Consider the following 25,703-nt stretch of genomic DNA (forward strand, 5'->3'; position numbering starts at 1 on the left):
CAACCCCTCCCCACCAGAACCCGCACGACAACAAGATCAAGAAAGACCTAACGGAGTCCTATTAGTGGTCTGGTGCTGCTGGTGCTGGTGACAGCGGCCAACGTGACCGACCGCGGCGCGGCCAAGGAACTGCTGTTCCGCCCCGCAAGTTCACGCGGTCACCTACGGCCTGGACGTTTCCCGCTTCGCTGACTTCGTCCAGTTCGCGGCGACGCGCCGGACGGAGGTCAGCAGATAGGCGCGTACGGCGTGCTCGGGCCCGGAACCGCCGCGCACCGCCTGGAGCATGCGGGCGAAGACCTCGGCGGTCAGGTCGTCCGCGGTGTGCCCGTCCCGGCAGCAGGTGCGGGCGTACCGGCGCACGGCGTCCGCGTGGCGCCGGTACAACTCCTCGTACGCCGTGTCGTCACCGGCGCGCATCCGCTCGATCAGCGAGGCGTCGGCGGTCGGCATCTCCAACGGCGTCAGCGGCGGCGGCAGCACACTGCCCTCGCGCTGCGGCGGGACGCTGCCCTCACCGGGATCGCCACCCTGATCCGCAATGGCAGCCTCGATAGGCTCGGGCCCCCGAGGGAGGCGTCCTCCCCAGCCCGGCACCTGCGTGGAGCCGATGCCTCCCGAACCTACGTCACTGCCAACGAGTGACTCGTCCCACCCGTCAACACTCATCGCGAGAGCCCCCGCCAAACGACTCTCCGTCAAGGACGTTCTGAATCTGGGCGACATCGTCGTGGTCGGTGACGGGGTAGCCCTGCACGACGGTGCCTCCGGTGTTGAGATCCTCGTACAGCCTTTGGCACTTGCCCTCCTCTCTGATGGTGCCCAGCATGCGGAGCTGTGGGGCCATGGGTCTGTCTCCCGTCTCCTGCCACGGTGGGGAGCCCCGGCATGGTTTTGTGTCAGTGCTCAGGTATCGAGGCGCCGTCGCGCGCAATGGCCGGGCCTGTACGCGGATGAACCCGATGCCGGGCCCCGCGGTACGTGTCGCGTACGCGGGTCAGCTCGGCCGGAGGTAGCGGCGGGCGATTGCTGTCCACTCCTCATCCGCCCGTCCGGGGACGAACCGACCGGCTGTCTCCCACTGCCGAACGAGTTCGGTGAAAATCGGCTCCAGGTCGGGACGCAGAACCGCTTCATTGCCTCTGCGCCACACACGGGCGACGGGCGTGAACCACATCGTCGTCGTGGCCCCGTCGGGCTCGAAGCCGCATGGGTCATCGGGTTGGCCTGCGTACGTCACGGTCTTCCTGTTCGCGGTCGGCTGCCCGCCGGTCAGCCCAGTGCCATGGGCGGGCCAGACCGTGCGGTGGGCGGTGTCCCGGCGGCTGTCGTCGCCGGGACACCTCGGATGGGGGAACTGGGGCTGCTGGCCCCAGGAGCTGGACTCGGCATCGTGGCCAAGCCTCCAGCGGTCGACAACTGCGCCGGGGGCAGGCTGGAGAGACCGTCAGGTGAGCTGGCGGCCGAGTTCGTCCAGGGCGTGTGCGGTTGCGGAGAGGGGGTAGCGGGCGGCGTTCGCGTATCCGGCCTGCCGCAGGGCGGGCAACAGTCCGGGGGCGGTCCGCAGGCGCTCGATCTCGCGGGCGAGGGGAGCGGTGCGGGTGAAGTCGGTCGCCATCCCGGAGCCGGCCAAGGTCTCGGTGAGGCCCGGAACCGGCTGGTAGAGGACGGGCAGCCCGCAAGCCTGGGCTTCAAGGGTCACCAACCCCATGGTCTCCGGTGCGAGCGCCGGCTTCACGAGCACGTCGTGCTCGGTGAAGGCCCGCCACAGCTGCGGGCGGCGCAGCCAGCCGAGGTAGCGGATCCGCATCCCGGTGCGCTGCAGAAGCGGAGCCAGCGCCTGGAACTGGGGCTGGGGGGTGGCGACGCTCAGCTCGACACCGGGGATCGCGGCCAGGCTGACCAGGTGTGCGGCGCCCGTCCCGGCGGTCAGTCGTCCTGCGTACAGCAGTCGCAGATGGCTCGTCGGCGAACGGGGCGGCCTGGCAGGCGGGGTGGTCAGCAGGTGGTCGGGGATGCCCCACGGGATGTGGGTGATCTTGCGGCGGTCGATCGGGACGAGCTTGAGCAGGACGTCGGCCATCGCAGCGGTCGGCACCACGATGGCGTCGGCGGCCCGTGCGGTCTCGCGCAGGGTCTGCATCTGCTCGCGGTGCGTCCTGGCGCAGATCAGGTCGGTGCCGTGGACGAGGGCGATCCTCGGGTGCGCGGGCAGGGCCCTGATCAGGGCCGGGGTGGCGCCGAAGGTGAGGTGCTGCAAGTGCAGGACGCCGATCCGGGCCGGGTCGAGTGCGGCCGTGAGTGCCCTGCGCAGGGCGAGGACGTAGCGGCCGAAGGCCGGGCCGTGAAGGCACTTGCCTGCCACCGACAGCAGCTCCAGTCCGCCCGGGAGGCGGAAGCGGGGGTGGGTGGGAGCGAGTATGAAGGCACGAGCCGGAATGAGGGGGCTCTCGCCGGTGTAGAGGCCGAGGTAGCGTTCGGCGCTGCCGCCGGGGCTGCCTGCAGGCAGGTCCATGAAGGTCGCGGCCAGGGGCCGCGAGGGTGGGGGGACAGCGGGGTTCACCGGGGGTCTCCTTGGATCTCCTCGTACAGGCCGTACAGCCGGTCCGGATTGCCTGCGGCCGGCCCGGATTCATGCCGGGCGGGGCGGGTCTGATCGGTGTCGATGACGAACGCGAACTCCAGGAACGCCACGGTCATGACCTGGCTGGGGGTGAGGTGTCGCCCTCGGCGAGCTGGGCGTCTCGACCGGCCACGAGGTCTGCCCACTCGACGTCGTCGAGGGTGTCGCTCTCCTTGAGCACGGTCAGGATCTGCCGCCGGAGCGTCAACGCCCGCTCCCGACGTTGGGGGCAAGCGTCGTGGCGGCTGACTCGTCTGGTGCGGCCGGTGTGGGGGGTGTTGGTCCCGCAGGCAGGCATGCCGTGGCCAGGAGCACCGCGCTGAGGCCGTAGGTCCGGCCGTCGCAGGGGAATGCCGGCACAGATTCCGAGGCGTCGTCCACGGCTGCCTCGTCGAACAACGCCCTGGCGGTCAGGGCCGGATTGCTGCGCATTGCGCCATGCGTGAGCACGGTGCCCCACGGACCCTTGACGGCTTCCCCCGTGCAGAGAATGACTGCCGGGTCATCATCGGCACGGTCGACCACGGCGGGATGGTGGGGCCAGAAGGCCACCTGGTCAAGGAAAGCGGGGCTGATCGGGACGAGCGTCGTGTCACCCGTCTCGGCCTCCTGGACCCGCTCCGCGTCAGCCCCGTAGAAGACAAGTCGTGCACCGCAGGCGGTGCCGCGGGGCCGCGGGGCAAGCAGCCGGGGCCGAGGGTAGAGCGGCACGACGATCGCCCCGGCGCGCAGAGCACCGAAACAGAGGGCGGGGAAGGCCGGGACATTGGGCAGTCTCATCCCCACGCGATCTCCGGGGCGCACGCCGTGGGCGAGCAGTCCGCCGGCCACGCGGGCGCTGAGCTCGTCCAGCTCGGCATAGCTCAGGACACTCTCGTCGACGCGCACCGCCGGTCGCTGTGGGTGTCGTTCGGCCGCTTCCGCCAGGGCAGTGGCGAGATTGCTCACGTCAGGTCGCTTTCATGCACGCAGGTCTGATCTTTACGTGACGATCCTCGCAACAGGGACGTGCCGGACACCATGTCGTCATCGACACCCTTTTCTGTCCTCGTCGACAACGACCGAGCAGGGACTCGGTCGTTGGCGAGAAACCCGTGACTGACGCTGCCCTAGGCTCGGCCACGTGCACGTGACAGCGCCCAGACGCCTGGTGGCCGAGCTGGCCAAAATCCTGCTCGGCAGGCTCGATGCCATCGCCGCGGAGATGGCCGAACTGACCTACGAGAACATTGAGTTCTACAGGACCATGGTGGTGCGCCCGGAGGACCTGCGCGCGTCCATGCGCCACAACTTCCATGGCTCCATCAGCTACCTGGCCGACCCCGACGCGCCGTCGATCGACCTGTCCGGGCCGGCGGAGACCGGACGGAAACGCGCCCTGCAGAACGCGCCGTTGCCGGAGATCCTGCGTGCCTACCGCCTGGGCGCCCAACACCTCTGGGAGCAACTCCTCCGTGAGGCCAGGAAGTTGGGCGGCGACGCGCCCGACGCGCTCCTGGAATCGGCGGGGCAGATCTGGGACATCGCCGACGCGCAATCCTCGGCCCTCACCAACGCCTACCGGGAAACGCTCGCGGAACGGATGGTGGAGACCGACCGGCGCCGCTCCGCCCTGGTCGCCGAGCTGATCGACGGGCCCTCCTCGGACAGCGACACCATCTGGGAAGTCGCACGCATGCTCGACTTCCCGTTCCAGGGATCGTTTCTCGTCGTGACCGCCGAGGCCCTCACCGTCGGCGATCCGCCACTGCCAGGACTGGACAGCCAGTTACGAGCCCTCGACGTCGGATCGGCGTGGCGTGCGCAGCCGAGTTCCGAGACCGGGGTGCTCTCCTGCCCGCAACGGCAGCCAGTGGAACGGATCCTCGATGCCGTACGCGCCGCCGCGACAGGCCGCGTCGGCGTGAGCCCTCTCTACGACCGTCTCGACCAGACCAGCCGTGCGCTGCGGTACGCGCAAGTCGCAGCGCAGTCACTGCCCCCAGGCACTGCGGCGGTGCGCCAGCTCGACGACACACCCCTGACGGAACTGGTGATGCACAACCTGGAAACCACCCAGCGCGCCGTCCACCGCATTCTCGGCGGCGTGCTCTCCCTGCCCGAGGACGACCGCACCACTCTGCTCGCCACCGCCCGGGCGTGGCTCGGAGCACACGGATCGGCGGCCGAGGCGGGACGGGCTCTGTACTGCCACCAGAACACGGTGCGCTACCGCATGCACCGTCTGGAGGAATTCCTGCGCGGTCCCCTGGACGACCCGAGGATCGTCGCCGAACTCTCCATGGCACTCGACGCCGTGGGCACCTTCCCCACCCTCCTGGAGCAGCGCCCGCCACCGCTTACAACGGCTAACACAAAGAGGTGGATCGGCCCCGATGGCCTTGTCTGGGGCGGGAGTTGAGCGTTCGGCTGGATGTGGGGACATCGCCGTGGATCGTGTCGGATGAACTGTGGGACCGTCTGGTGCCGTTGCTGCCGCAGCGTGCGCGCAGGTTCCGGTATCCCGGCCGCAAGGCATTGCCGGACCGGGAGGTGCTGGGCGGGATCTTGTACGTGTTGCACACCGGGATCCAGTGGGAGTACCTGCCCCAGGAGTTGGGGTTCGGGTCGGGCATGTGACGTGCTGGCGCCGGCTGCGGGACTGGAACGAGGCCGGGGTGTGGCAGCGGCTGCACGAGGTCCTGCTGGCCGAGTTGAACGCGGCCTCGCGCTTGGACTGGTCCCGCTGCGTGGTCGACTCCTCCCACGTCCGGGCGTTAAAAGGGGGCAGCACACGGGCCCGTCGCCGGTCGACCGGGGCCGGCCCGGCTCGAAACACCATCTGATCACCGACGGCCACGGCACTCCGCTCGCGGTCCTGCTGACAGGTGGCAACCGCAACGACGTCACCCAGCTGCTTCCCCTGCTCGACGCGATCCCGCCGGTCCGCGGCCGGGTCGGCCGGCCCCGCCGCAAACCTGACTCGCTCTTCGCCGACCGGGGCTACGACCACGACATCTACCGTGACCAGGTCCGCGCCCGCGGCATCGTGCCGGCCATCGCCAGACGTGGCACCCGGCACGGCACCGGACTGGGCACCTACCGCTGGGTGGTGGAGCGGAGTTTTGCGTGGTTGCACGGCTTCCACCGCCTGCGCATCCGCTGGGAACGCAGAGCCGACATCCACGAAGCATTCCTCAAACTCGCCTGCTGTCTCATCACCCACCGACAACTCAAGTCCCTGTGTTGATCCCGGGAGGCAACAGCTGGTGACCGTCGCCTTGACGTCCGAGGCGCGTGCCATGATCCGGCTTCATGAGTAGACCTTCACTGTCACCTGCCTGGCTGGCCTCGTGGATCAGCAGGGTCTCAGGCCCTCTGCAGACCATGACAGCCGAGTTCGAGCGCCGGCACGGGTATCCCCCGGGCACCAATCAGGTCCGGTCGGCCGACCCCGACGATCAGACGGCGGCCCGCACTCTGGCCGAACTGGATCTCGCCTCCGCCGACCTGGTCACCCTCTACGACAGCATCGGCGACATCGCCTGGGCGGACGTCGGCAACGGCTACTTCGTCGACCCAGTACCTGACGTCCTTCTGCGGCTCAAGGAGTACGGCGCTGTTGGCGATGGCACGGGTGAAGAGGCTCGTGGCCTGGTCATCGGCTCGAACGGTGGCGGACTGTATTACGTCACCAGCCCCAGCGGGGTGGTCTACCGGACGCGCACAGCATCACTGGACGAACCCGAACTCGACAGGGTGGCTGATGATCTGCGGCAGTTTCTGGAGCTGCTGGAGCGATCCCTGACACGATTCGTGGCCAACGGCGAGCCGGGATACCTATAGGTACGGTTCCCGGCTCGTCTTTGTGTTAGCCGTTGTAACTCCCTGACTCGACGACGCGGGCTGGAGAGACACCGCGGACGGAACGCCAACGCGCCATGCGGGTCGTCACCTGGCCAGAAGTCAGTGCCTGCGGCACCGGGCCATCTACCCCACCATGGCTGTTGTTCCCGCCCGGCCCGAGTCGTCGTCCTGCCGCCTGTGCGCCTTCGAGTCCGTCTCTCAGGCGGCGGCGGTGATGGTGACCTTGACGTGTTTCATCAGTGGCTGGTCGCTCTGGGTGCTGTAGTCGCCGATCGCGCACAGGACGTTCATCTCCGGCATGTAGCCGGCCGCGCAGCCGCGGGGGATGTCGTAGGGAATGGCCAGGTAGCCGTTGATGTGACGGTGGCTGCCGTCCTTGGCGGTGCTGGTGATGTCGACCGGGTCGAGTTCGGACAGGCTCCGTTCCCGCATGTCGTCCTGGTTCATGAAGACGAGTGTGCGCAGGTTCTTGATGCCCCGGTAGCGGTCGTTGTCGGAGTAGATCGTCGTGTTCCACTGGTCGTGGGAACGCATGGTGCCCAGCGCCAGGGTGCCCGGGGCGGGGACCACGTCGGGCAGAGTGGCGGTGGAGAACTCGGCGCGTCCCGTCGGGGTGAGGAAGACCAGTTCGCGGGCGGGCTGCTTGATGCGGAAACCGAGCGGCAGGCGCACCCGGCGGTTGCAGTCCTCGAAGCCGTCGAGGGCCTGGGCCATGGTGTCGCGGATGCGGTCGTAGTCCTCGATGTACCACTCCCAGGGCGTGTTGCTGTCCGGGAGGGCGGCGCGGGCCAGGCCGGCGATGATGGCGGGCTCGGAGAGCAGGTGCGGCGACGCGGGGCGCTTCATGCCGACGGAGAGGTGCACCATGCTCATCGAGTCCTCGACCGAGGTGCTCTGGATGCCGCCTCGCTGGTGGTCCTTCTCGGTCCGGCCCAGGCACGGCAGGATGAGCGCTCGCCGGCCGTGGACGAGGTGACTGCGGTTCAGCTTGGTGCTCACCTGGACCGTGAGGTCGCACATGCGCAGTGCCTCGTAGGTGTACACGGTGTCAGGTGCGGCGAGGGCGAAGTTGCCGCCCATGCCGACGAACACCTTCACCTCGCCGCGGTGCATCGCCTGGATGGTGGCGACAGTGTCCAGGCCGTGCTCGCGAGGCGGGTCGATCTTGCAGACCTCGGCCAGCCGGTCCAGGAACTCCTCGGTGGGCCGGTGGTCGATGCCGCACGTCCGGTTGCCCTGGACATTGCTGTGCCCTCGCACCGGTGACGGTCCGGCTCCCTCCCGGCCCAGATTCCCGCGCAGGAGAAGGAGGTTGACGATCTCCCGGACGGTGTCGACACCGTGTTCGTGCTGGCTGACGCCCAGGCACCAGCTGACGATGCTGCGGTCGGCGTCGCGGTACACCCGGGCCGCCTTGAGGATGTCGTCCCGACCGACACCGGACTGATGCTCGATCTCCTCCCAGGACGTGGCCTCGCACACCGCCCGGTACTCGTCGAAGTACGCCGTATGCCGGTCGATGAACTCCTGGTCCACGGCCTTGGGATCGGTTCCGGCCCACTCCAGGACCGCCTTGGCCATGCCGCGCAGGAGCGCCATGTCGCCGCCGATGCGGGGCTGAAGGTTCAGAGTGCTGGTGCGGGTCGCCTTGAAGAGGGCCATGTCCGTGAAGTCGTGCGGCACGATGGTGCGGGTGGCAGCTGCTTCGACCAGCGGGTTGACGTGCACGATCTGGGCGCCACGACGGTATGCCTCGGCGAGGGCGGTGAGCATCCTGGGCGCGTTCGAGGCGGCGTTGACGCCCATGATGAACAGGGCGTCGGTAGCTTCCCAGTCCTTCAGGTCGACGGTCCCCTTGCCGGTGCCCAAGGACGCCTGCATGGCGCGACCGCTCGCCTCGTGGCACATGTTCGAGCAGTCGGGCAGGTTGTTCGTGCCCAGTTCACGGGCCATCAACTGGTACAGGAAGGTGGCCTCGTTCCCGAGGCGGCCGGACGTGTAGAACGACGCCTGGTTCGGATCGTCCAGCTCACGCAGAGCGCGGCCGGCCAGCTCGAACGCGTCGTGCCAGCTGATGGGGACGTAGTGGTCCGACTCCGGGTCGTAGGCCATCGGTTCGGTCAGCCGGCCCTGGTCCTCCAGGTCGAAGTCGCTCCAGCCGGACAGCTCGCTCACCGAGTGGACGGCGAAGAACTCGCGGCCGACCCGTTTGCGGGTCATCTCCCAGGTGACGTGCTTGATGCCGTTCTCGCAGATGTCCAGGTGAAGGCCCTTGGTGTCATCCGGCCAGGCGCATCCGGGGCAGTCGAAGCCCTTGTTCTCGTGGTTCATCCGCATGATCGCCCGTGGCCCGTCCACCAGCGCGCCCTCGCTCACCAGCACCCGGGTCACGCTCTTGGCGGCCCCCCAGCCCGCCGCGGGGTGGTGGTAGGGGCTGAATTGCGGTTTCTCCGCGGGAACAGGCCCTACACGGGGTTCCGGCTGTTGCTGGTCGTCATCGGAGGCGTTCAAAGGTCTCACCCCTTCGCGACCCGGGCGTGGGCCGATGGCCGTCACTGTTTTTCAGGCTATGCCGGTGGATCAAGCGATGCATGCGGTGGACCGGCCGTGGCGGCGGACCGCTTCGAGTTCGGGAGGGTGCCTCGGGCGGACTGCCGTGGGAGACGGGTGCCGCGCCGTCCTGTCTCCGCGGCGAGGCCCTGGGGCGGGCTGTTTCGGCAACCGGTTCGGGCCACCGGCCTGTGAAGAGTTCGTCCGTTATGGAACCTGCCTCGTGAAACGATCAGAGGTGGATCCTGTCCTTGATCTTTTCCAACCGCTCGTGGAACTCCTCGCGGTGTTCGGCGTGCTTCTCAGCACGGAGTTTGTCGGCCGCGGCGGCCTGGGCCTCCTTGGCCGCCGCGCCGGCGGCCTCGTACTCGTCCAGGACCTCGTGAGCCGGGCGCCGGACCACCGTGCCGCCTTCCGCGGCGACATCGGTGTCGATGACGCTCTCCCGCACCTCGGTGACATCGGCAATCAAAGCGTTCCGCCCCGGCAGAACGGTCCTGGCCAACTCGCTGATGGCGGCGTCGGTTTCGGATGCCTTGTGCGCATCGATGACACCACCGACCAGGGCGCCCGCGCCCCAGCCCAGCAGGACTCCGAACGGCCCGCCCAGAAGGCCCACGAGCAGGCCGATGAGGCTGCCCTTGGTCACACCCGCCGCCGTCACCTGGCCGGTTCCGTCCATGATCTCAAGGGTGCCGTCCGCCCTCCGTTCGATCACGACGGCGGCGTGGACGTCGACGAGACCATCGGTATCGGCGTTCTTCAGCAGCGCCAGTGCACGGTATGTCTTGTCGTCATCGTCGAACCGAATCGCGATCACGTTCCGGGATTTCTTTTCACTCATGATTTCTCCATGGATTCCGGGGGTGCAGAAACGTGAAATCTGTCGGCCGACTGCACAGAAGCTAGGGCATGCCATCCCTGATTTGTTCATGACGGTGCCAGGTTTGGTCAGTGCGACAACATCCTTTGTGGTGCATGCCAGAGTTGGCGCGACAAGGTGTCAGGAGTGACACCCGGCGATAGCGTGGCCGCATCGTTTCCGTCGGGCGGGGAGCGCGGCTGAAAGGAGCCCGACATGACCGATGAGGAGCTTCAGTTCGCGACAGCCGGTGGCTGCGCCAGGGGATACGCCGACGCCAGCGATGGCAGGTCACCGGTGGTGCAGGCACGAGCCCGAATGCAGGAGCTGGCCGTGCAACTGCGCGACGACGCCGCGTGGTTGGCCGATCCCCGCGCGCAGGCGCTGTTCAGCACAACCGCGAATCTGCTCGTGGAACTGGACCGGGCGTTCGCCGAGGTCGACGCCCGGGCCGCCGAGTCCGCACGGTCCGGCTGAGACCGGACCGCTTGAGTGGGGTGCCGCATTTGTGCTGCATCACTCCCCCCCGTCTCACGTGGAATTGTGATTGTTGCGTACCGGATCGGACATCCCGCAGGAAGTCCATAGGAATCCATGGCCGACCCGCATTCTGCACCAGGAGTTGCTCATGTCGATGTCGTCATTCGGTTTCAGCCCGTCCGATCCCTTCAGCGAATTGTTGAACCGGTTCTTCGGTATGTCGCCCGCGTCATCGCCGCCCGCGGTGCAGCGCGTGCCGATCGGGCGGCTGTTGAGCGAGCCGTCCCAGGAGCTGATCAATCTGGCGGCCCAGCGGGCGCTGGAGGACGGAACGTCGGACCTGGACACGGAGCATTTGCTGTGGGCGGCCACGAAGGTCGACCCCGCACGAACGCTCCTCGCGCAGGCCGGCGTGGATCCCGACGCGCTCGCGTCGCAGCTCGCCGAGATCCTTCCCCACGAGTCCAGCGAGCCGTCCTCGGAGCCGGGCCTCACCCCGGCCGCCAAGCGCACCCTGGCCACCGCGTACGCGCGCTCGCAGCGGGCCGGTGCGTCCTACATCGGCCCGGAGCACATCCTCGGAGCCCTCCTCGACGGCACCGACACCGGCGCTGCACGGCTGATACGCGGCGACGACGTGGACCTGCGCAGGCTGCGCGGTCTCACCGACCGGGCAGCCCAGACAGATGGCGCCCCGGCGGCCGGCAAGGAGCCGTCGACGACGTTGGACGAGTTCGGGCGGGATCTGACGGAGGAGGCGAAGGCCGGCAGGCTCGACCCCGTGGTGGGACGGGCCGAGGAGATCGAGCAGACGGTCGAGATCCTCTCGCGGCGTTCCAAGAACAACCCCGTGCTCATCGGTGAGCCCGGTGTGGGCAAGACCGCGATCGTGGAGGGGCTGGCCCAGCGGATCGTGGCCGGCGAGGTCCCCCACACTCTCAAGGACAAGCGGGTCGTCGCCCTGGACCTGTCGGGCCTGGTCGCCGGCGCGCAGTACCGGGGACAGTTCGAGGAACGGCTGAAGAAGGTCATCGAGGACGTCCAGGCGGCCGGCGGCGACATCATCCTGTTCATCGACGAACTCCACACGGTCGTCGGCGCGGGAGCGACGGGCGAGGGCTCGATGGACGCGGGCAACATGCTCAAACCCGCGCTCGCCCGCGGTGAACTCCACGTGGTCGGCGCGACAACCATCGACGAGTACCGCAAGTACGTCGAGAAGGACGCCGCGCTCGAACGCCGCTTCCAGCCGGTGCTGGTTCCGGAACCGACGGTCGAGGAGACGGTCCAGATCCTTGAGGGGCTGCGCGACGCGTATGAGGCCCACCATCAGGTCCGTTTCGCCGACGGCGCCCTGACGGCCGCGGCGGAACTGTCCGACCGGTACATCAGCGACCGCTTCCTGCCGGACAAGGCGATCGACGTGATGGACCAGGCGGGTGCCCGGGTGCGCCTGCGCAGCGCCGGCCGCTCCACCGAAGTGGTCGGCCGCGAGGACCGCATCGCCAAGTTGCGCCGTGAACGGGACCAGGCCGTCGCCGCGGAGGACTTCGAGAAAGCCGCGCAGCTCAAGCACGAGATCGCCGAGGCGGAGGGCGAACTCGCGGGCATCGAGGAGCGGCGCGAGGGGGTCGTCTCCGTCACCGCCGCCGACATCGCGGATGTGGTCTCCCGCCGCACGGGGATCCCGGTCTCCCAGCTCACCGCCGGCGAGAAGGAGAAACTGCTCAAGCTGGAGGAGGACATGCACGCCCGGATCGTCGGCCAGGACGAGGCGGTGACCGCCGTCTCGCAGGCCGTGCGCCGCAACCGGGCCGGCATGGGCGACCCGAACCGCCCCGTGGGCTCCTTCCTCTTCCTCGGCCCCACCGGCGTGGGCAAGACCGAACTCGCCAAGACCCTCGCCGAGTTGCTGTTCGGCGACGAGAACCGCATGATCCGCTTTGACATGAGCGAGTTCCAGGAGAAGCACACCGTCGCCCGTCTGGTCGGCGCGCCTCCCGGATACGTCGGGTACGAAGAAGCGGGCCAGCTCACCGAGAAGGTCCGCCGCCAGCCCTACAGCGTGGTCCTGTTCGACGAGGTGGAGAAGGCACACCCCGACATCTTCAACACGCTGCTGCAGATCCTCGACGACGGACGCCTCACCGACGCGCAGGGCCGCACCGTCGCCTTCCGGCACTGTGTCGTCATCATGACGTCCAACATCGGAGCCCACCGCATCGTCAACCACGAGGGAGACGTATCGGAGCTCAGGGACGAGCTGATGGACGATCTGCAGGCACGGTTCCTCCCCGAGTTCCTCAACCGCATCGACGACATCATCATCTTCCACAGCCTCACCGAGGACGATCTCGCACAGATCGTGGACCATCTCCTGGACCGGAGCGAGCACCGGGTGCACGCAAAGGGCCTGAAGCTGGAAGTGACGGAGGCCGCGAAGAAGCTCCTGGTCGCCCACGGCTATCAACCCGCTTTCGGTGCCCGCCCGTTGAGGCGCACCATCCAGACGGAACTCGACAACCGCATCGCCGAACTCCTGCTCAGCGGTGACGCCGACCCTGGCGACACCCTCATCGCCGACATCGACCACGACACCCTCCACGTCACGATCGGCAAGGGCACTGCCAACGACAACCCGGCCACGGAGCAGAAGAGCAGGAAGTCGCCCCACGACGACACAGAGACCAGGAAGACAGACGCGAAGAAAGTGTCCTGACAAGACATATTCGTGCCCACACGCTCGGATACTCACTGGAGGAGGCCCCGGATGGCACACCATCACAAGTCGAACCAAGCTGTCGAAGGCGACCCGGACTCCGGACACGGCAGGGGCCTGCCCCGACGGCCTGACGAGGAAGAGCTCGCGGAGCGGACCGTGCAGGACCGACTGAACGCAGGGCTGCGCGGCGGCCCCTCCCCCACTTCCGAAGCCGAGTACGGGCAAGGACAGGTGGAGATCGATGCCGAAGTGGAGGCAGGCCCGGGTGTGTCCGTACACCAGCCACACCATGCGCATGGTTCGGCAGGTGGTTCCACAGGCGGGAGTGGATAATCGGCGCGGCTTGTCACGGGCACCGGCATCACCGTCTTGGCCGCGCTGATGCCGGTGGCGATCGGTGGGCTGATACTCAGCACGGGCCTGTCCCGTGGCATGGACTGACCGACAATCGCCGTGGCGAAGTCCGCGCCGCCATCGGAGAGTTGAGGGCGTGAGGCCACCACCGCGGTCGGCGGCGATGGTGGCCGTCGAAGCGGGAATCGGCGTTTTCGCCGCACGCGTTCTTGCGAGAAGTGCGGCCCAGGCGATCGAGCCACGACCTCCCGGACTGCCTTACGGGCCCCCTCTGTTGCCGGCCGGACGCGACACGGACCGCCGGCGCGGCCGGGCAGGTCGCCAGCAACGCAGTCTGCCAGCGCCGTCGCCGCCACGATCCGCTTGCCTGCGCCACCCCTCGAAGCAGGCTGCCGGGGTGATCTCCAAAACGTGTTGAGCCACGAACTCGCGGATCCGATACGGCACGCCGTCACACACCGCCAGGTGCCCCACACCGCGCTCTCCGTCGAGCCCCCGCCCAAACGTCAGCAGGAGAAGGCCAGAGGCGTGTCGCACGGCATCGGTCACACGGGACCGCACACCACCAGAGCCATCGTCCGCCCAGATACCGGCAGTCCGTGCTCCACCCCGCCGACCGGGTCCGACGAACGCACCAGAGAGGGGGAACGCGCACTCAGCCACTACGGTCGGGCGACTCTCCCAGAGACACCACCACCGCGGTCGCCTGCCCCTCGGGGGCGTCGTAGCTGACCGTGTCCCCGGCACCGCGGCCGAGGAGGGCGCGTCCGAGGGGGCTGTCGGCCGTGACCAGCCTCTGGTCACGCGCCACGGCTGTCTCGCCGATGTGGACGGTCTCCACGGCGCCATCAGTGAACCGCACGGTGACGGTGCTGCCCACGCCGACAAGGCTGGTGGAAGGCGGGCCTGCCGCATCCGCCTCACGCAGCCGTGCAGTGACCTCCGAAATGCGCTCATCGAGGTGCCTGAGCTCGTTGGCACGTTGCAACTCATCGGCTTCGTCGGCTCGGTCGCCGACCACGGAGTCAGAGTCCTGCAGTGTCGCTGCGACCGTCCCGCGTTCACTGTGAAGGTCGGCAAGCTCTTGCCGGAGGGCGTGACGGGCAGTGTTGCTGATCGGCGCTGGTTCGCTGGGCATGCCTGCTCCTCGGGGACGCAGGAAGGCGGAAGCAAAAAGCGGATAATCCGCAGCTTATCAGCACCTTTGGGTGCTGTGTCGGGTCGCTGCGTGCCGTACAGAGGCGTGGGTGGCCCGTTTCCAGGATGGTGTCATTCCAACCGGGCGCCCAGGGCTCGCTCGGGGGCGGGCTCAGTCGCCGGAATCGGGCGGGATCCGAACCCGGGATTGCCGAACGCATCGGTCAGTGTTCCCGGGACCTTCGGGGTGCCGCAACCGACCTCCTCCCGGTTTCAAAACCTCCCATCTGCCCGCCGGTCATGACCTACGAGCGCTGAGGCGAACCGCCTGCTCCGCCGTCGCCAACTCGGCGAGTGCCAGGGGGTCGTTCAGAGACCTGCCCGTCAGCTCGCGTAGCCGGTTCAACCGGTACCGGACGGTGTTGGCGTGGCAGTGCAGGACCCGCGCGGCCCGGTCCGCCGATCCGCCGTGGTGCAGGTACGCGTGAAGAGTGTCCAGAAGCGCGTCGCGGTCTTCCGGCGGCAGATCGAGCACCGCGCCGAGCACCTCCGTCGCCAGCCGCCGCCCCTCGTCCGGGTCGTAGGCGATCAGCGCGGAGAGCGGGCTGGTACTGAACATGCGTACGTCGGTCTTGCCGGCCGGGATCTCGGCGAGAGAGGTCCGGGCCAGATGCAGGGCACGCGGCGTCTCGGTGAGCGACACGTAAGGAGGGCTCATCCCCGTGCGCGCGCCGGCCGCCGCACGCAGGATCGCCAGCACCGTGGTGCTCTGCTCGTCGCGCATCGCCACCACACCGGCCTGCAGGGTGGAAGTGAGCTGCCACGCTGACACAATGCCGCGCTCAGCGAGCCTCCGCTCCACCCCGACCAGGCTCTCCTCTGCCAGGCCGCAGGTCTCCGCGGCCACCACCACCAGCTTTGTGTCCAGTGGCAGACCCAGCAGCTTGCCCACTTCCCACGGGCCGGCGTCACTCAGCAGCTGACCGGTGAACAATGCCTCCACCAACGCTGAGCGCCGCCGTATCTGGACGGCCATCAGCTCCGCAGTCGCCGCCCGGTACGCCTCGGTGAGGAGCAGCGCATGCGCGTCAGCGAGCCGCCACATCAGGCTCGAAGCCTCCAGCAGCGCGTCCATGACGCCCGGCTGGTCGTTGCGGCGGGCGTGCCCCACGAGGGCGTCGAAAAGCATGGAGCAGCCGATGCGGTAGACCTGCAACACCTCAGGCAGCGGCGCCCCCTGATGGGCCCGGCGTCGGCCGGTCTCGGACGGTGCGGCCCGGTCGGGCGTGACCCCAGGATCACCGAGCCCGCTGACCATGAATCCCAGATTGAGCTCGACCGAACGATGCAGGTCATCGCGCGGTACGACATCGCCCTCGCGGTACAGGCCGATGCGTTCGCACACGGTTGCGCACACATCGTCGATCAACTTGGGCAGCTGCAGCCCGACCCACGCCACCAGTTCGGCAAGTGCGGCACCGCACGCCGGGTCCACTCCGTCTGCAGTGATTCGATCAGCCATCAACGCTCCCCGTCCGGCCCTTGACATCGTAGCCGCGGCGCGGAGGGACGCCTCCACGGGCAGAGGAGAGCGGGGGTGGAAGACGGCACCGCGTGGCATCGAGCCGGGCGCGTCGGCGTCGGTGGCAGATCGGCGTCGCCGACGACGGCCGTCTGCCGGGTACCGTCAAGCACTCACGATTCCCACCACGAGGTTGATGGCCGTGGCGAGAATGCTCGTGCCGAAGACGTAGGACATCAGCGAGTGCCGCAGCACGATCGCGCGGATCGTGGAACTTGAGACATCCGTGTCGGACACCTGATAGGTCATGCCGAGGTTGTAGCTGAAGTAGAAGAAGTCCCGGTACGCCGGCGGATCGTCCGAATTGAAGTCGATGCCGCCCGAGGACTCGTAGTACACGAAGGCGTAGCGGGTGGCGTACATCAGGTGCAGCGCGGCCCAGGCAGTGAAGACCCCACACAGGGCGGTCGCGGCGTGGCCCGTGTCGGACCCGCCGCCGTGCACGAGAAGCAGCACGATGGCGACCAGTCCGCACAGAGCCACCGACACCACCACGATTTCCTCGGTGACGGGACGGAAGTCCTCACGTCGCGCATTGCGGTGAGTGGCTGCAGCATCCATCGGCCACAGCACCGCCCATCCCGCCAGCACGAAGAACAGTTCCATCGCGGCGATTCCGGACAGCACACCCAGTGCTGCGTCGGTCGGCGGTCCGACCGCCACGCCGACCACGGCTCCGAGGACCACCGCGCAGGCCAGGCGAGGCACGGCGCCCACGGGCAACCAGGTCCTCATGCACTACCACCGCAATCCCGTTGTCGCCTCAGCCCGGAGCCGTCCAACGCCGCCGAAACGGCGTCGGCCCTGCGAGTGAGCGTCAACCCGACAGGAACACGGGGTATGTACCCAACATGCCGATCCGGCATCGCCTCGTTCTTTCAAAAACCCGGAACGGCCGACGACGATCACTCGCCGACGCGACGTGGGTGCTGAATGCCGTGCGTGTGCATGACAGCCGTGCTGAGGTAGTGCGTGACCGCGACGCCGGGCAGGGTGGACGGCGCCTGCTACACCCAGGTTCAGGGGCGCGGCGCCCCCGTAGCCGCCGAGAGCAGTGGAAACAGCACGCAGGGTCAGTCAGGCGGCCTTGCCGTCACGGTGCATGCCCTCGCAGCGATCGCGTCGTGCACATCAAACCCAACGCGGCACCCAAGCAGGCCATCAACAAGGCCGCTACCGGGGTCACGGCGCCGACATGCCGACAGGCCGGGCCGCCGTGACAGGTAGACAGTGCGCCGGATCGCGTGCCCGGCCTTTGCCGACCCGTACGTGGGTTCGATCAGTCGTCGCAGCGTGTGATCCGGCGAGCGGCGTCGCCACCTTCGTGCGGGTGACGCGTTGGAATGCCGTGGCGCCACAGAAGTGACGGTTCTGCACTTGGGGCTGCCGCCCCGGACCGCGGTGCCACCGCTTGCGGTATCCGATGAGTACGGAAGGTCATGAACGTGTGGAAGTCTGTCGGCAACCCTGTGGCGCCGACCGTGTATGACGGCGGGTCGGACGAAGGTTTGATCGGCCGGGAGCGAGAAGCCGCCATCCTGCGGGAGTTGTTGACGGGGCACCACCTGGTGACGGTGACCGGCCAGCCCGGAATGGGCAAGAGCCGGCTGGCAGTTGAGGCGGCGGCGAGGCCGGACGGGCCGTGGCGCCGCGTGGTCCACGTGCGTTGGCAAGGATCCGGACCCGGAGGTCCCGGGGCACTGACCGCAGCCGTGTGCCAGGCCCTGACCGGCCGACGGCCGCATCGCCGGGAATCGGACTTCGCCGCGGTGCTGCGTCATCTTCCGGCCACAGGCATCCTGCTGTTCCTCGACGACGTCGACCCGGTCCACCGGGAATGCACCGGCCTGGTGCAACGCCTCCTCATGGCCCTGCCGGCGCTGCGGGTGCTGGTGACGTCACGTCGAGTGCTGGGGCTCGGAGAGGAACAGGTACTGATGCTGCCGCCGCTGGCCACAAGGAGCCCGGACACCTCACCCGACAGGGCGCCGGCCGTGGAGCTGTTCCTCCGCCGAGCGCGAGCCGTGACGGACGTGTCTCTCCCCGACAAGGCAGATCTGCCGACGAACGCATCGGAACTGCTGGCCGTGGAGGCGATCTGCCGCTCGTTGGAAGGCGTTCCGCACGCCATCGAATTGGCCGCCGAGCAGGTGGCGCACCAGCCGGTGGGCGAGCTGGCGGACCTGCTGGAGAGTCACCAGTGCTGGCTGTCCAGCGACCAGCCCGTTCTGCGTCGGCACCGCTCACTGCGAGACACCATCGGAGCGAGCTACGCGCTGTTCGAGCGCGAGGCCAGGATCGTGTGGGGCAGGGCCAGCGCCTTCGCCGGAGACTTTGACGAGTCGACGGCCGTGTTCCTGTGCGCCGGCGGAGGCGTGACGCCACACCAGGTGCCCTCCTTGCTGGTCCAGCTGGCGGCCGTGAACGTGCTGGAGGCGGTGCGTGACCCGGGCGGGCCTCGCCAACCCCGCTACCGGATGACCCGGGCCGCACGCGACTTCGGTGCCGAACGGCTGCGGGAAGCCGGCGAGTGGGAGGTGGCCCTGGAACGCCGGGCCGCGCACTGCCGTCAAGTCGCGGCGGTCGCAGAGAACCTGTGGGCCTCGGGCTACCAGGACCGGGCCGTACGCCTCGTCCAGGAGGAGCAGGCCGAACTGACGACCATGCTGCGCCAGGCTCTTTGCCGCCCTGACCAGGCCGAGACCGCCCTGCAGACGGTCGTGAGCCTGTGGTTCTGGTGGGCGGTGTTCGACCACGGCGAGGAAGGGCGCGGCCATCTGCTGCGGCTGCTGCCGCTCTGCCCCGCGGACAGCCATGCGGGGATGCGCGGCAGCTGGCTCGCTGCCTGGCTCGACGCGGGCTGTGATCCTCAGAATGCCCGTGCCCTGCTGGGCCGGGCCTGGCCGACGGCCGTCATGGCAGGCGACGATGCCACCGTCGGCCACATCGCCCACGTCCAAGGGGTGATCGCCCTACGCGAGGGGGATCACCGGGCGGCCGCCGAGCACTTCGAGGCAGCCGCCCGCACCATCCCGGACCATGCCGGCGGCGGTCCCTCACCGGTCGTGAGCCTGGCCGCCCAGGCCATCGCCCAGACAGCCTTCGCTCCAGATACCGCGCACCGCACCGCACGGCGAGCACTGACCCGGCAAAACTTCCGCGACGACACGTGGGCCGCTCTCGAAGCCCGTTACGCCCAGGCGTTCGTCGACCATCATCAGGGCCGCAGCGGCCGGGCACGGCGGCGCGCGCAGCGCGCGCTTTCCGCGCTGGACCCGACCCTTCCCGCGCCGCGATGCCATGAAGCGCTGCGCACACTGATCACCGACACCGAGGCCGGCGCTCCCGGCCGCCTGCCACTGCCCCGAGCGCTGCCCAACACGGCATTGCCTCACCAGGTCCGGGCCGAAAGGGCGGCCAACGCCATTACCGGCTAGTGGAATGCGCCGCCGAAGGTCTGCGGGCGGGTGTGGGCGGACGTCACTTCGGTGATGACCAGAACCGCAGGCCGACGGCACAACAGGACTGACACCCCATCAGAACGAGCGTCAAATGAGCGTCATTTCAGCGTCAAGATATCGCCCGTAACGCCCACACTGCACATAATGCGCACACACAAAACCGCAGGTCAGGACACCTTGGCCACCGGTTCAAGGATCGCAACGCACTCCACATGGTGGGTCCAAGAAAACCGCAGGTCAGAGCGCCTTTGAAGCCGGTTCGAGAATCGCCACACACTCCACATGATGGGTCATCGGAAAGATGTTGGCCTGAGCGGGTCCCGGAAAAGACCAGGTCAGGAGCTATTTCTCGGCTCACGACCCCGCGTGCGGGCGCCCAGAGCGTCAAACGAGCGTCATGACCGACAAGTCTTTCCCTCCCGCTCCGGGCAGGACACGCTGCCGGTACCAGCTCGCCCCGCACGGGTCCGCGCCCTCCCTCCGGACGCTGGCTCGCACATCACGACCCGCACGACGTCACGGCCGCCACAATGACGACACACCCTCCAGTTCGGAGCACCCCGCACCCGCGCCGAGGAACCTCTCGGGCGCGGAAGCCGAAGATCTCGCGCTGTGCCGGGAGAAGTTCCGGCGGCGTCTGCCGGAGTCACTGGAGGAGTTGCACGGCCCGATCCAAGGAGTCGTGGAGTTGCCGCTGCACATGACCTGGTCCGGGATGACCTCGTACGACATAGGCAATCCTCGCCAGCACACCCAGGCAGCCGCGAACCTGGCCCATGTCCGCTCACGAGGCACCCTCTCTGGCCTTTCCGGTGGTGATCATGACCGGGCCGGCCTCGTGAGGCGCGGGTCGAGGCCATACTGCTCGTGGGCGCCGAGGTTCTCGCGCAGGGTGGGGCCTTCGTAGTCGTCGTGGAACAGGCCGCGTTCTTGCAGGATCGGGACGACCTGGTCGACGAAGGCGTCGAAGCCGTCGTGGTAGCTGTCGATGGCGATCGAGAAGCCGTCACAGGCGCCCGCCTCGAACCACTGCTGCATATGGTCGGCCGCGTCGGCGGCGGTGCCGGCGACCACCGGGTGGTAGTCGATGACGCCGTGGGCGAGCACATCGCGCAGACTCCAGCCCTCCCGGGCCACTTCGAGGGCGCGGGCGGATCGCGGGTCTTGCGGGCTGGGTATGGCGTCGGCGAGTTGATCCGCGGTCAGCGGCTCGTCGAGCTGGCCGGGGCCGAGCGGGAGGCCGATCATGGCGCCGAGGTAGCGGACGCGTTGGTTCAGGTCGACGACCTCGTCCAGGAAATGGCGTCGTTTCAGGGCGGCCTGGCGGGAGGGGGCGATGGTCGGCATGAAGCCGGCGAGCATCTTCACCTCGTCCGGGTCGCGTCCGGCGTGCTTGGCGGCGTCCCGCAGGGCCTGGCGCTGGGCCTGGGCGTCCTCGATGGTGTACGGGTTGGCGTAGACGCCGCTGGCGTAACGGCCCGCGAGCTCCAGGCCGTAACTGCCGCCGCCTGCCTGGAAGATGACCGGCTGGCCCTGCTCGGACGGAGGGATGGGCAGCGGACCGCGGGAGGCGGCGTGCTTGCCCTGGAGGTTGACCGGCTGGATCTTGTCCATGTCGGCGAACCGTTTGCCGTCGACGTCGAGAAGCCAGGCGCTCTTCTCCCAGCTGCCCCACAGCGCCTGGACGATCTGGATGACCTCGTGGGCACGCTCGTACTTCTCAGCGCGCGGCGGGATCGGCGCACCGAAGTTCGCCGCGGCGGCGGGGTCGGAGGTGGTCACCGCGTTCCAGCCGGCCCGGCCGTGGCTGATCACGTCCAGTGCCTTGAACTGGCGGGCGAGATTGTAGGGCTCGGTGAACGTGGTGGAGGCGGTGGTGACCAGGCCGATCCGCTCGGTCTCGCGCGCGAGGACGGTCAGGATCAGCAGCGGGTCGATCATGTGGTGCGGGGCATGGTGGTCGAGGTCGACGTCCAGGACCGGGGTGTCCGCGATGAACAGCAGTTGGATCTTGCCGCGCTCGGCGGCCTGCGCGTAACGCACGAACTGGCCCATGTCCGTGTAGCTGTTCAGGTTCGCACCCGGCAGCCGCCAGGCCCCGGGTGCGGCCCCGTATCCGCCGCTGAACTGCATTCCCAGGACCATCTGTCGGCTTGTCACGGTTGCTTCTCCAGACCGGGCGACGGGAAACGGAGACTGTCTCCGATTACTTCATCGACGATACGGAGGCACCATCCGTATTGTCAAAGGCGCTGTGCGGACGCAGGGCGCGGGCCAGCCGAGTGGCGGCCCGCGCCCAGGTGGCCGGTTGGTTCCGGGCGGAGGAACTACGGCCTGTCGAGGACTCCTGAGGTGTCATGCAGGACCACGCTCCGCTGCAGCGGAACCCGCTCCGTGCGGAGCGTGTTCACCGGTGCTGCCGGGTCGGCCATGCCGAAGGAGATGCCGAACAGCAGCTTGAGCTCCGCGGGGACACCCAAGAACTCGCGGACGGTGTCGGCGTAGACGCCGAGTACGGTCTGCGGGATGCCAGCCAGCCCCCTGGCCGCCAGTGAGAGCAGGAAGTTCTGCGCGTACATGCCGATGTCGCCCGCCGTCCGTACCCCGTCTCCGAGCGTCGGCATGAACAGGAAGGCGGCATGGGGAGCGCCGTAGAACTCCAGGTTCTCGCGGACCGCCGCCCTCCTGCCGTCCCGGTCCGAGCGCTCAACGCCTCGGGCCTGGTAGACACTCGCGCCCAGGGCTCGCGACCGCTCGACGTAGATGCCCTCCTCGCCGTAGCCATCGGTGAAATCCTGCGAGGTCCGCCCCTCCTCCTCGGCCCGGAGCAGCTCTTTGCCCAGGGCGTCCCGCGCCGTACCCGAGACGACGTGCACGGTCCATGGCTGGGTGTTGCTGTTCGAGGGGGCCGTCTGTGCGTCTTCCAGCACGCCGCGGATGTCCGAAGGGGACAGGGCGGTGGGCAGGAACTGCCGGGGGGAGCGTCGGGAGCGTGCGATGTCGGTGAAGGGTGATGCGGTGCCGGGCAAGGCGGTTCCTCTCGGTGGCGCGCAGTCACCGCCACGGAGGCCGCGGAACAGCGCCGTACGGCAGGCCGCGCGACGAGGCGGCTGACGCAAGGGTCGGGCGTGGGACGCACCCTTCGCGGGTACCAGCAGGCATGCGGATGCTCGCAGGCAGCGGAGTGCCGAGACCGCAGGTCGCAGCGTGGGGGGACTGCGCGCTCTTCGTGTTCGTCGTGTGTGTTCGTGGGCTGCGGGCGCTGCCGCTTTCGTGCCGTTGCGTGCACGAGAGCCACGTCGGGTGACTCAGCGGTGGGCGGCGCGGTTCATCTCGACGACGTCGTCGACGGTGGGGCTGGCCGGGAGGGCGGCGAAGCGTTCCGGGAGGCTGTCGCGGATGGCCGCGTCCTTGACGCGGTCGGCCGCGGCCAGGGCCGCGGGCAGTTCGTCGAGGGTCAGTTCGGTGCAGTAGGCGGGGCTGTTCGGCTGTTGGCGCCAGGAGTCGGCCAGCGTGCCAGTGTCGTAGGGGTCGAAGCCGGTGTCGTCCACCAGGCTCATGGCCACCTTCCGCGCCTCCTCGGAGTCGCCGGCGACCGGGATGGCGAGGCGGCCGGGCGTTCCGGCCGGAACACCCTTGGTCCGCTGGGTTTCGGCCAGCGCGGCGTTCCACGCCTTGACCACGGGGCGGCCGAGGAGCTCGGCGGTGTACACACTCTCCACCTGGCCGTTGTCCACCGCTGCGATCGGCTCGCTCAGCATGCCGGGGTAGTAGTTCGCGGTGTCGATGACCACCGTCTCGGCAGGCACCGACGCGAACAGGTCCGCCAGCTGGCCCGCTACCCCGAACGGGATCGACAGGACGATGACGTCCCGGCCCTGGACGGCGTCGGCGAGGTCCGCCGCGCGGGCCCCGGATTCCAGCACCTCCGCCCGGACGGCCTCGGGGCCGCGGGCGTCGGCCACCTGGACGTCGTGACCGGCCGTGCTGAGCCTGGCAGCGAGGTTCCCGCCGATGGCACCGGCGCCTATGACAGTAATTTTCATGATTTGTTCCTTCGGAAGTTGTGCCGCCCCTGGGGGCAGCACGATGTGATGGATGGGTGCGGTGCCGCCTGGCGTTGCGGGGGTGGAGCGGGGTGCCTGGCGGTTTACGCCTGGGTGTCCTGCTGGCGGTAGCCGCTCGCGATGAGCGTACGGAGCCGGTTGAGCGGCTCCTCCTCGGTGCCGGTGCCCTTGATCCAGGCAACGGAGCAGGCCGCGAGGAACAGGTCGTGCCCCCGCACTGACGCGCGCACGCGCCCCGCGAGCTGGGCGGCTCGCACGTACTGATCGGTGGCGGAGATGAGGATGTCGCAGGGAATCGTGAGCGGGTTGTCTGGCTCCTGTGCCCGGGCCGCGGCCATGAGCGGGTCGGGCAGCCCGCTGAAGGCGCTGAAGTACTCCTCCATCGCCCGCAGCCACTGCTCCAGCGCCTCGGCCGGGTCACCGAGTTGCTCGATGTCCGCCTGGCGGGCCACGAGTTCCTCGGAGCGCGTCTGCAGCACGGCCGCCAGCAGTGCCTCCCGGGTGGGGAAGTGCCGGTACAGGGTGGCGGGCCCGACGCCCGCCTCCTTGGCCACCGCCTCAAGGGAGGTGCCGACCCCGTGCTGCAGGAAGTGACGCTGCGCGGTCTCCAGGAGGGCCGCGCGGTTGCGCTGGACGTCCGCACGGGGCTTGCGTCCCCGCTGTTCACCGGCGCTCATGCGCCCTCCTGCCTGCCGTGATCCTGCGGCCACATCAAAACGGATGCGGCCTCCGTACTTGGTCGAGAGTAAAACGGAGGCAGCGTCCGGTCAAATGGGCGGTCTGAGCGCGGAGCCCGGACATCGCAGGAAGCCGACATATTTGGCCGTAGAGAGCGGGGCGAAAGCCATGCGGGCTGCACCATTCCGGGGTGCCTTTGTCCGGCCCCCGCGCCGAGCCGGCCCGTCCCACGGTCCAGGACGTCAGGGGGTGAACTGTTGGTGCCCTATGACGGAGAGCAGTTCGAGTTTGCTGTGGCTCTCCGTGCCGGGGCGGGTGGTGAGCACCACCAGGGTCTGGGCGCGGTTCTCGGTGTACAGGAGCTGGGGGTCGACGTCGATGCGGCCGAGTTGGGGATGGAGGAGGGTCTTGCAGTCCCCGTAGCGGGCGACTTCCTGGAGTTCCCACATGCGGACGAACTCGGAGCTGTGTTCCTGGAGTTCGGCGAGGATCCGGGCGGCTCGGGGGGTGTCGCTGCCGGCGGTCAGCGCGGCCCGCAGGCGTGCCGCCTGCGCGCGGCCGTGGCGTTCGTGGTCCTCCTCGGGAAACACCAGACGCTCGGCCGGGTCCATGAACCAGCGGTAATAACCGCTACTGGCCAGACCGGTGTGGCACATCTGGTCGCCGAGCAGCGCGATGGCCAGCGGGTTCATCGCGAGAGTGTCGACCAGGTCGGTCGTTACCAGGGCCGGTGAGTCGTCCAGCCGGTCCAGGACCCGCAGCAGCGTCGGGCTGACATGCTCCGAGCGCAGGAAACGGGCCGGGGCGTTGTGGCCAATGAGGACGAAGAGATGGTCACTTTCGTCCAGGGTCAGCCGCAATGCCCGGGCGAGGGCGGTGGTGATCTGGACGGACGGCTGCGGGGCCCGCTGTTGTTCCAGGCGGGCGTAGTAGTCGGTGGACATGCCGGCGAGCTGGGCGACCTCCTCGCGGCGCAGCCCGCGGGTACGCCTGCGGGACCCCTCGGCCAGGCCGACGTCACGCGGACGCAGCGCCTCACGCCGGTGGCGCAGGAATTCCGCCAGTTCCTTCTTGTCCATGGCCTTATCCTCGCCGGATCCCGCCCGGCTATCCAGAGACCGCCGATCCATGGCTGAGCCCTCCTCTTCTGCTCGCGCGAAGCCGCTCGTACGGCCGACGCGAGGGCGCGTGCAGCGATGTTCGCCGTGTCAGACGGGCGCTCGCGTGCCCCTTGGCGCTCAGGACGGAGCCGGTCGCCTCCCATTCGACGACCGGGGCGAAGCCGAAGACGCTTCCTTACCGTTCCGCGTCTTCGGTGAGGGCGTCCCCGAGGCGGGTCCA

The 25,703-nt window shown here is 68.7% G+C and carries 20 protein-coding genes and 2 pseudogenes; 6 read left to right on the top strand and 16 right to left on the bottom strand.

Annotated features, from left to right (window positions below; all coding sequences use genetic code 11):
• Positions 1–177 precede the first annotated feature (177 nt).
• The 6 genes and pseudogenes from OG714_RS01065 to OG714_RS01090 form a co-directional block, all read right to left on the bottom strand.
• Positions 178–669, bottom strand: a pseudogene (locus tag OG714_RS01065) (RNA polymerase sigma factor); the annotation flags it as partial.
• Positions 659–847: a hypothetical protein gene (locus tag OG714_RS01070; protein WP_406117850.1), complete on the bottom strand. Its 189-nt coding sequence runs from the start codon at positions 845–847 to the stop codon at positions 659–661. The pseudogene OG714_RS01065 and the gene OG714_RS01070, both read right to left, overlap by 11 nt.
• 600 nt (positions 848–1,447) lie before the next feature.
• Entirely contained in the window at positions 1,448–2,515 is a 1,068-nt protein-coding gene (locus OG714_RS01075) for a glycosyltransferase family 4 protein (RefSeq protein WP_406131682.1), read from the bottom strand.
• A 44-nt stretch (positions 2,516–2,559) separates the two neighbouring features.
• The gene (locus OG714_RS01080; RefSeq protein WP_406117851.1) at positions 2,560–2,700 is read right to left on the bottom strand and encodes a hypothetical protein; all 141 of its coding nucleotides are present in this window, start codon (positions 2,698–2,700) and stop codon (positions 2,560–2,562) included.
• Positions 2,697–2,831, bottom strand: coding sequence for a hypothetical protein (locus OG714_RS01085; RefSeq protein ID WP_406117852.1), 135 nt, complete (start codon positions 2,829–2,831; stop codon positions 2,697–2,699). Before OG714_RS01085 ends, OG714_RS01080 begins: the two co-directional genes overlap by 4 nt.
• Complete coding sequence (locus OG714_RS01090; RefSeq protein WP_406117853.1) at positions 2,828–3,571, bottom strand: AMP-binding protein; 744 nt, start codon at positions 3,569–3,571, stop codon at positions 2,828–2,830. Before OG714_RS01090 ends, OG714_RS01085 begins: the two co-directional genes overlap by 4 nt.
• Before the next feature lie 175 nt (positions 3,572–3,746).
• Here OG714_RS01090 and OG714_RS01095 point away from each other — a divergent pair, with 175 nt between their 5' ends.
• The 3 genes and pseudogenes from OG714_RS01095 (at position 3,747) to OG714_RS01105 (ending at position 6,448) form a co-directional block, all read left to right on the top strand.
• Positions 3,747–5,024: a PucR family transcriptional regulator gene (locus OG714_RS01095; protein ID WP_406117854.1), complete on the top strand. Its 1,278-nt coding sequence runs from the start codon at positions 3,747–3,749 to the stop codon at positions 5,022–5,024.
• Positions 5,025–5,038: 14 nt separating this feature from the next.
• Positions 5,039–5,852 (top strand): annotated as a pseudogene (locus tag OG714_RS01100) (IS5 family transposase).
• Positions 5,853–5,989: 137 nt separating this feature from the next.
• Complete coding sequence (locus OG714_RS01105) at positions 5,990–6,448, top strand: SMI1/KNR4 family protein (RefSeq protein WP_406117855.1); 459 nt, start codon at positions 5,990–5,992, stop codon at positions 6,446–6,448.
• A gap of 219 nt (positions 6,449–6,667) precedes the next feature.
• Here the strand turns inward: OG714_RS01105 and OG714_RS01110 are convergent, their stop codons facing one another.
• Together OG714_RS01110 and OG714_RS01115 are read right to left on the bottom strand one after the other, a co-directional pair.
• Entirely contained in the window at positions 6,668–8,980 is a 2,313-nt protein-coding gene (locus OG714_RS01110) for an FdhF/YdeP family oxidoreductase (RefSeq protein ID WP_406117856.1), read from the bottom strand.
• Positions 8,981–9,251: 271 nt separating this feature from the next.
• Positions 9,252–9,863, bottom strand: coding sequence for a DUF1269 domain-containing protein (locus OG714_RS01115; protein ID WP_406117857.1), 612 nt, complete (start codon positions 9,861–9,863; stop codon positions 9,252–9,254).
• 234 nt (positions 9,864–10,097) lie between these two features.
• Here OG714_RS01115 and OG714_RS01120 point away from each other — a divergent pair, with 234 nt between their 5' ends.
• Together OG714_RS01120 and OG714_RS01125 are read left to right on the top strand one after the other, a co-directional pair.
• Positions 10,098–10,358: a hypothetical protein gene (locus OG714_RS01120; RefSeq protein WP_406117859.1), complete on the top strand. Its 261-nt coding sequence runs from the start codon at positions 10,098–10,100 to the stop codon at positions 10,356–10,358.
• A 151-nt stretch (positions 10,359–10,509) separates the two neighbouring features.
• Entirely contained in the window at positions 10,510–13,080 is a 2,571-nt protein-coding gene (locus OG714_RS01125) for an ATP-dependent Clp protease ATP-binding subunit (RefSeq protein WP_406117860.1), read from the top strand.
• A gap of 1,012 nt (positions 13,081–14,092) precedes the next feature.
• On the opposite strand, the gene OG714_RS01130 is transcribed toward OG714_RS01125, so the two are convergent.
• The 3 genes from OG714_RS01130 to OG714_RS01140 form a co-directional block, all read right to left on the bottom strand.
• The gene (locus OG714_RS01130) at positions 14,093–14,575 is read right to left on the bottom strand and encodes a GreA/GreB family elongation factor (protein ID WP_406117861.1); all 483 of its coding nucleotides are present in this window, start codon (positions 14,573–14,575) and stop codon (positions 14,093–14,095) included.
• 297 nt (positions 14,576–14,872) lie between these two features.
• Positions 14,873–16,069 (bottom strand): PucR family transcriptional regulator, encoded by a 1,197-nt coding sequence (locus tag OG714_RS01135; protein ID WP_406117862.1) that lies wholly within the window; start codon positions 16,067–16,069, stop codon positions 14,873–14,875.
• A gap of 192 nt (positions 16,070–16,261) precedes the next feature.
• Positions 16,262–16,891, bottom strand: coding sequence for a DUF1345 domain-containing protein (locus tag OG714_RS01140; protein ID WP_406117864.1), 630 nt, complete (start codon positions 16,889–16,891; stop codon positions 16,262–16,264).
• Positions 16,892–17,595: 704 nt separating this feature from the next.
• Here OG714_RS01140 and OG714_RS01145 point away from each other — a divergent pair.
• Positions 17,596–19,593 carry an ATP-binding protein gene (locus OG714_RS01145; RefSeq protein ID WP_406117865.1) on the top strand — a complete coding sequence of 666 codons (1,998 nt, stop codon included), beginning with the start codon at positions 17,596–17,598 and terminating at the stop codon, positions 19,591–19,593.
• Positions 19,594–20,436: 843 nt separating this feature from the next.
• Here OG714_RS01145 and OG714_RS01150 read toward each other — a convergent pair.
• The 5 genes from OG714_RS01150 to OG714_RS01170 form a co-directional block, all read right to left on the bottom strand.
• Positions 20,437–21,777 (bottom strand): NtaA/DmoA family FMN-dependent monooxygenase, encoded by a 1,341-nt coding sequence (locus OG714_RS01150; protein WP_406117866.1) that lies wholly within the window; start codon positions 21,775–21,777, stop codon positions 20,437–20,439.
• Between the two features lie 167 nt (positions 21,778–21,944).
• The gene (locus tag OG714_RS01155) at positions 21,945–22,646 is read right to left on the bottom strand and encodes a nitroreductase (RefSeq protein ID WP_406117867.1); all 702 of its coding nucleotides are present in this window, start codon (positions 22,644–22,646) and stop codon (positions 21,945–21,947) included.
• A gap of 279 nt (positions 22,647–22,925) precedes the next feature.
• Positions 22,926–23,663 carry an NADPH-dependent F420 reductase gene (locus OG714_RS01160; RefSeq protein ID WP_406117869.1) on the bottom strand — a complete coding sequence of 246 codons (738 nt, stop codon included), beginning with the start codon at positions 23,661–23,663 and terminating at the stop codon, positions 22,926–22,928.
• Positions 23,664–23,767: 104 nt separating this feature from the next.
• Complete coding sequence (locus OG714_RS01165) at positions 23,768–24,361, bottom strand: TetR/AcrR family transcriptional regulator (RefSeq protein ID WP_406117871.1); 594 nt, start codon at positions 24,359–24,361, stop codon at positions 23,768–23,770.
• Between the two features lie 243 nt (positions 24,362–24,604).
• Positions 24,605–25,441 carry a helix-turn-helix transcriptional regulator gene (locus OG714_RS01170; RefSeq protein WP_406117873.1) on the bottom strand — a complete coding sequence of 279 codons (837 nt, stop codon included), beginning with the start codon at positions 25,439–25,441 and terminating at the stop codon, positions 24,605–24,607.
• Positions 25,442–25,703: the final 262 nt, after the last annotated feature.

Origin of the sequence: Streptomyces sp. NBC_00989 (assembly GCF_045162655.1) — a bacterium.
Lineage (GTDB): Bacteria > Actinomycetota > Actinomycetes > Streptomycetales > Streptomycetaceae > Streptomyces.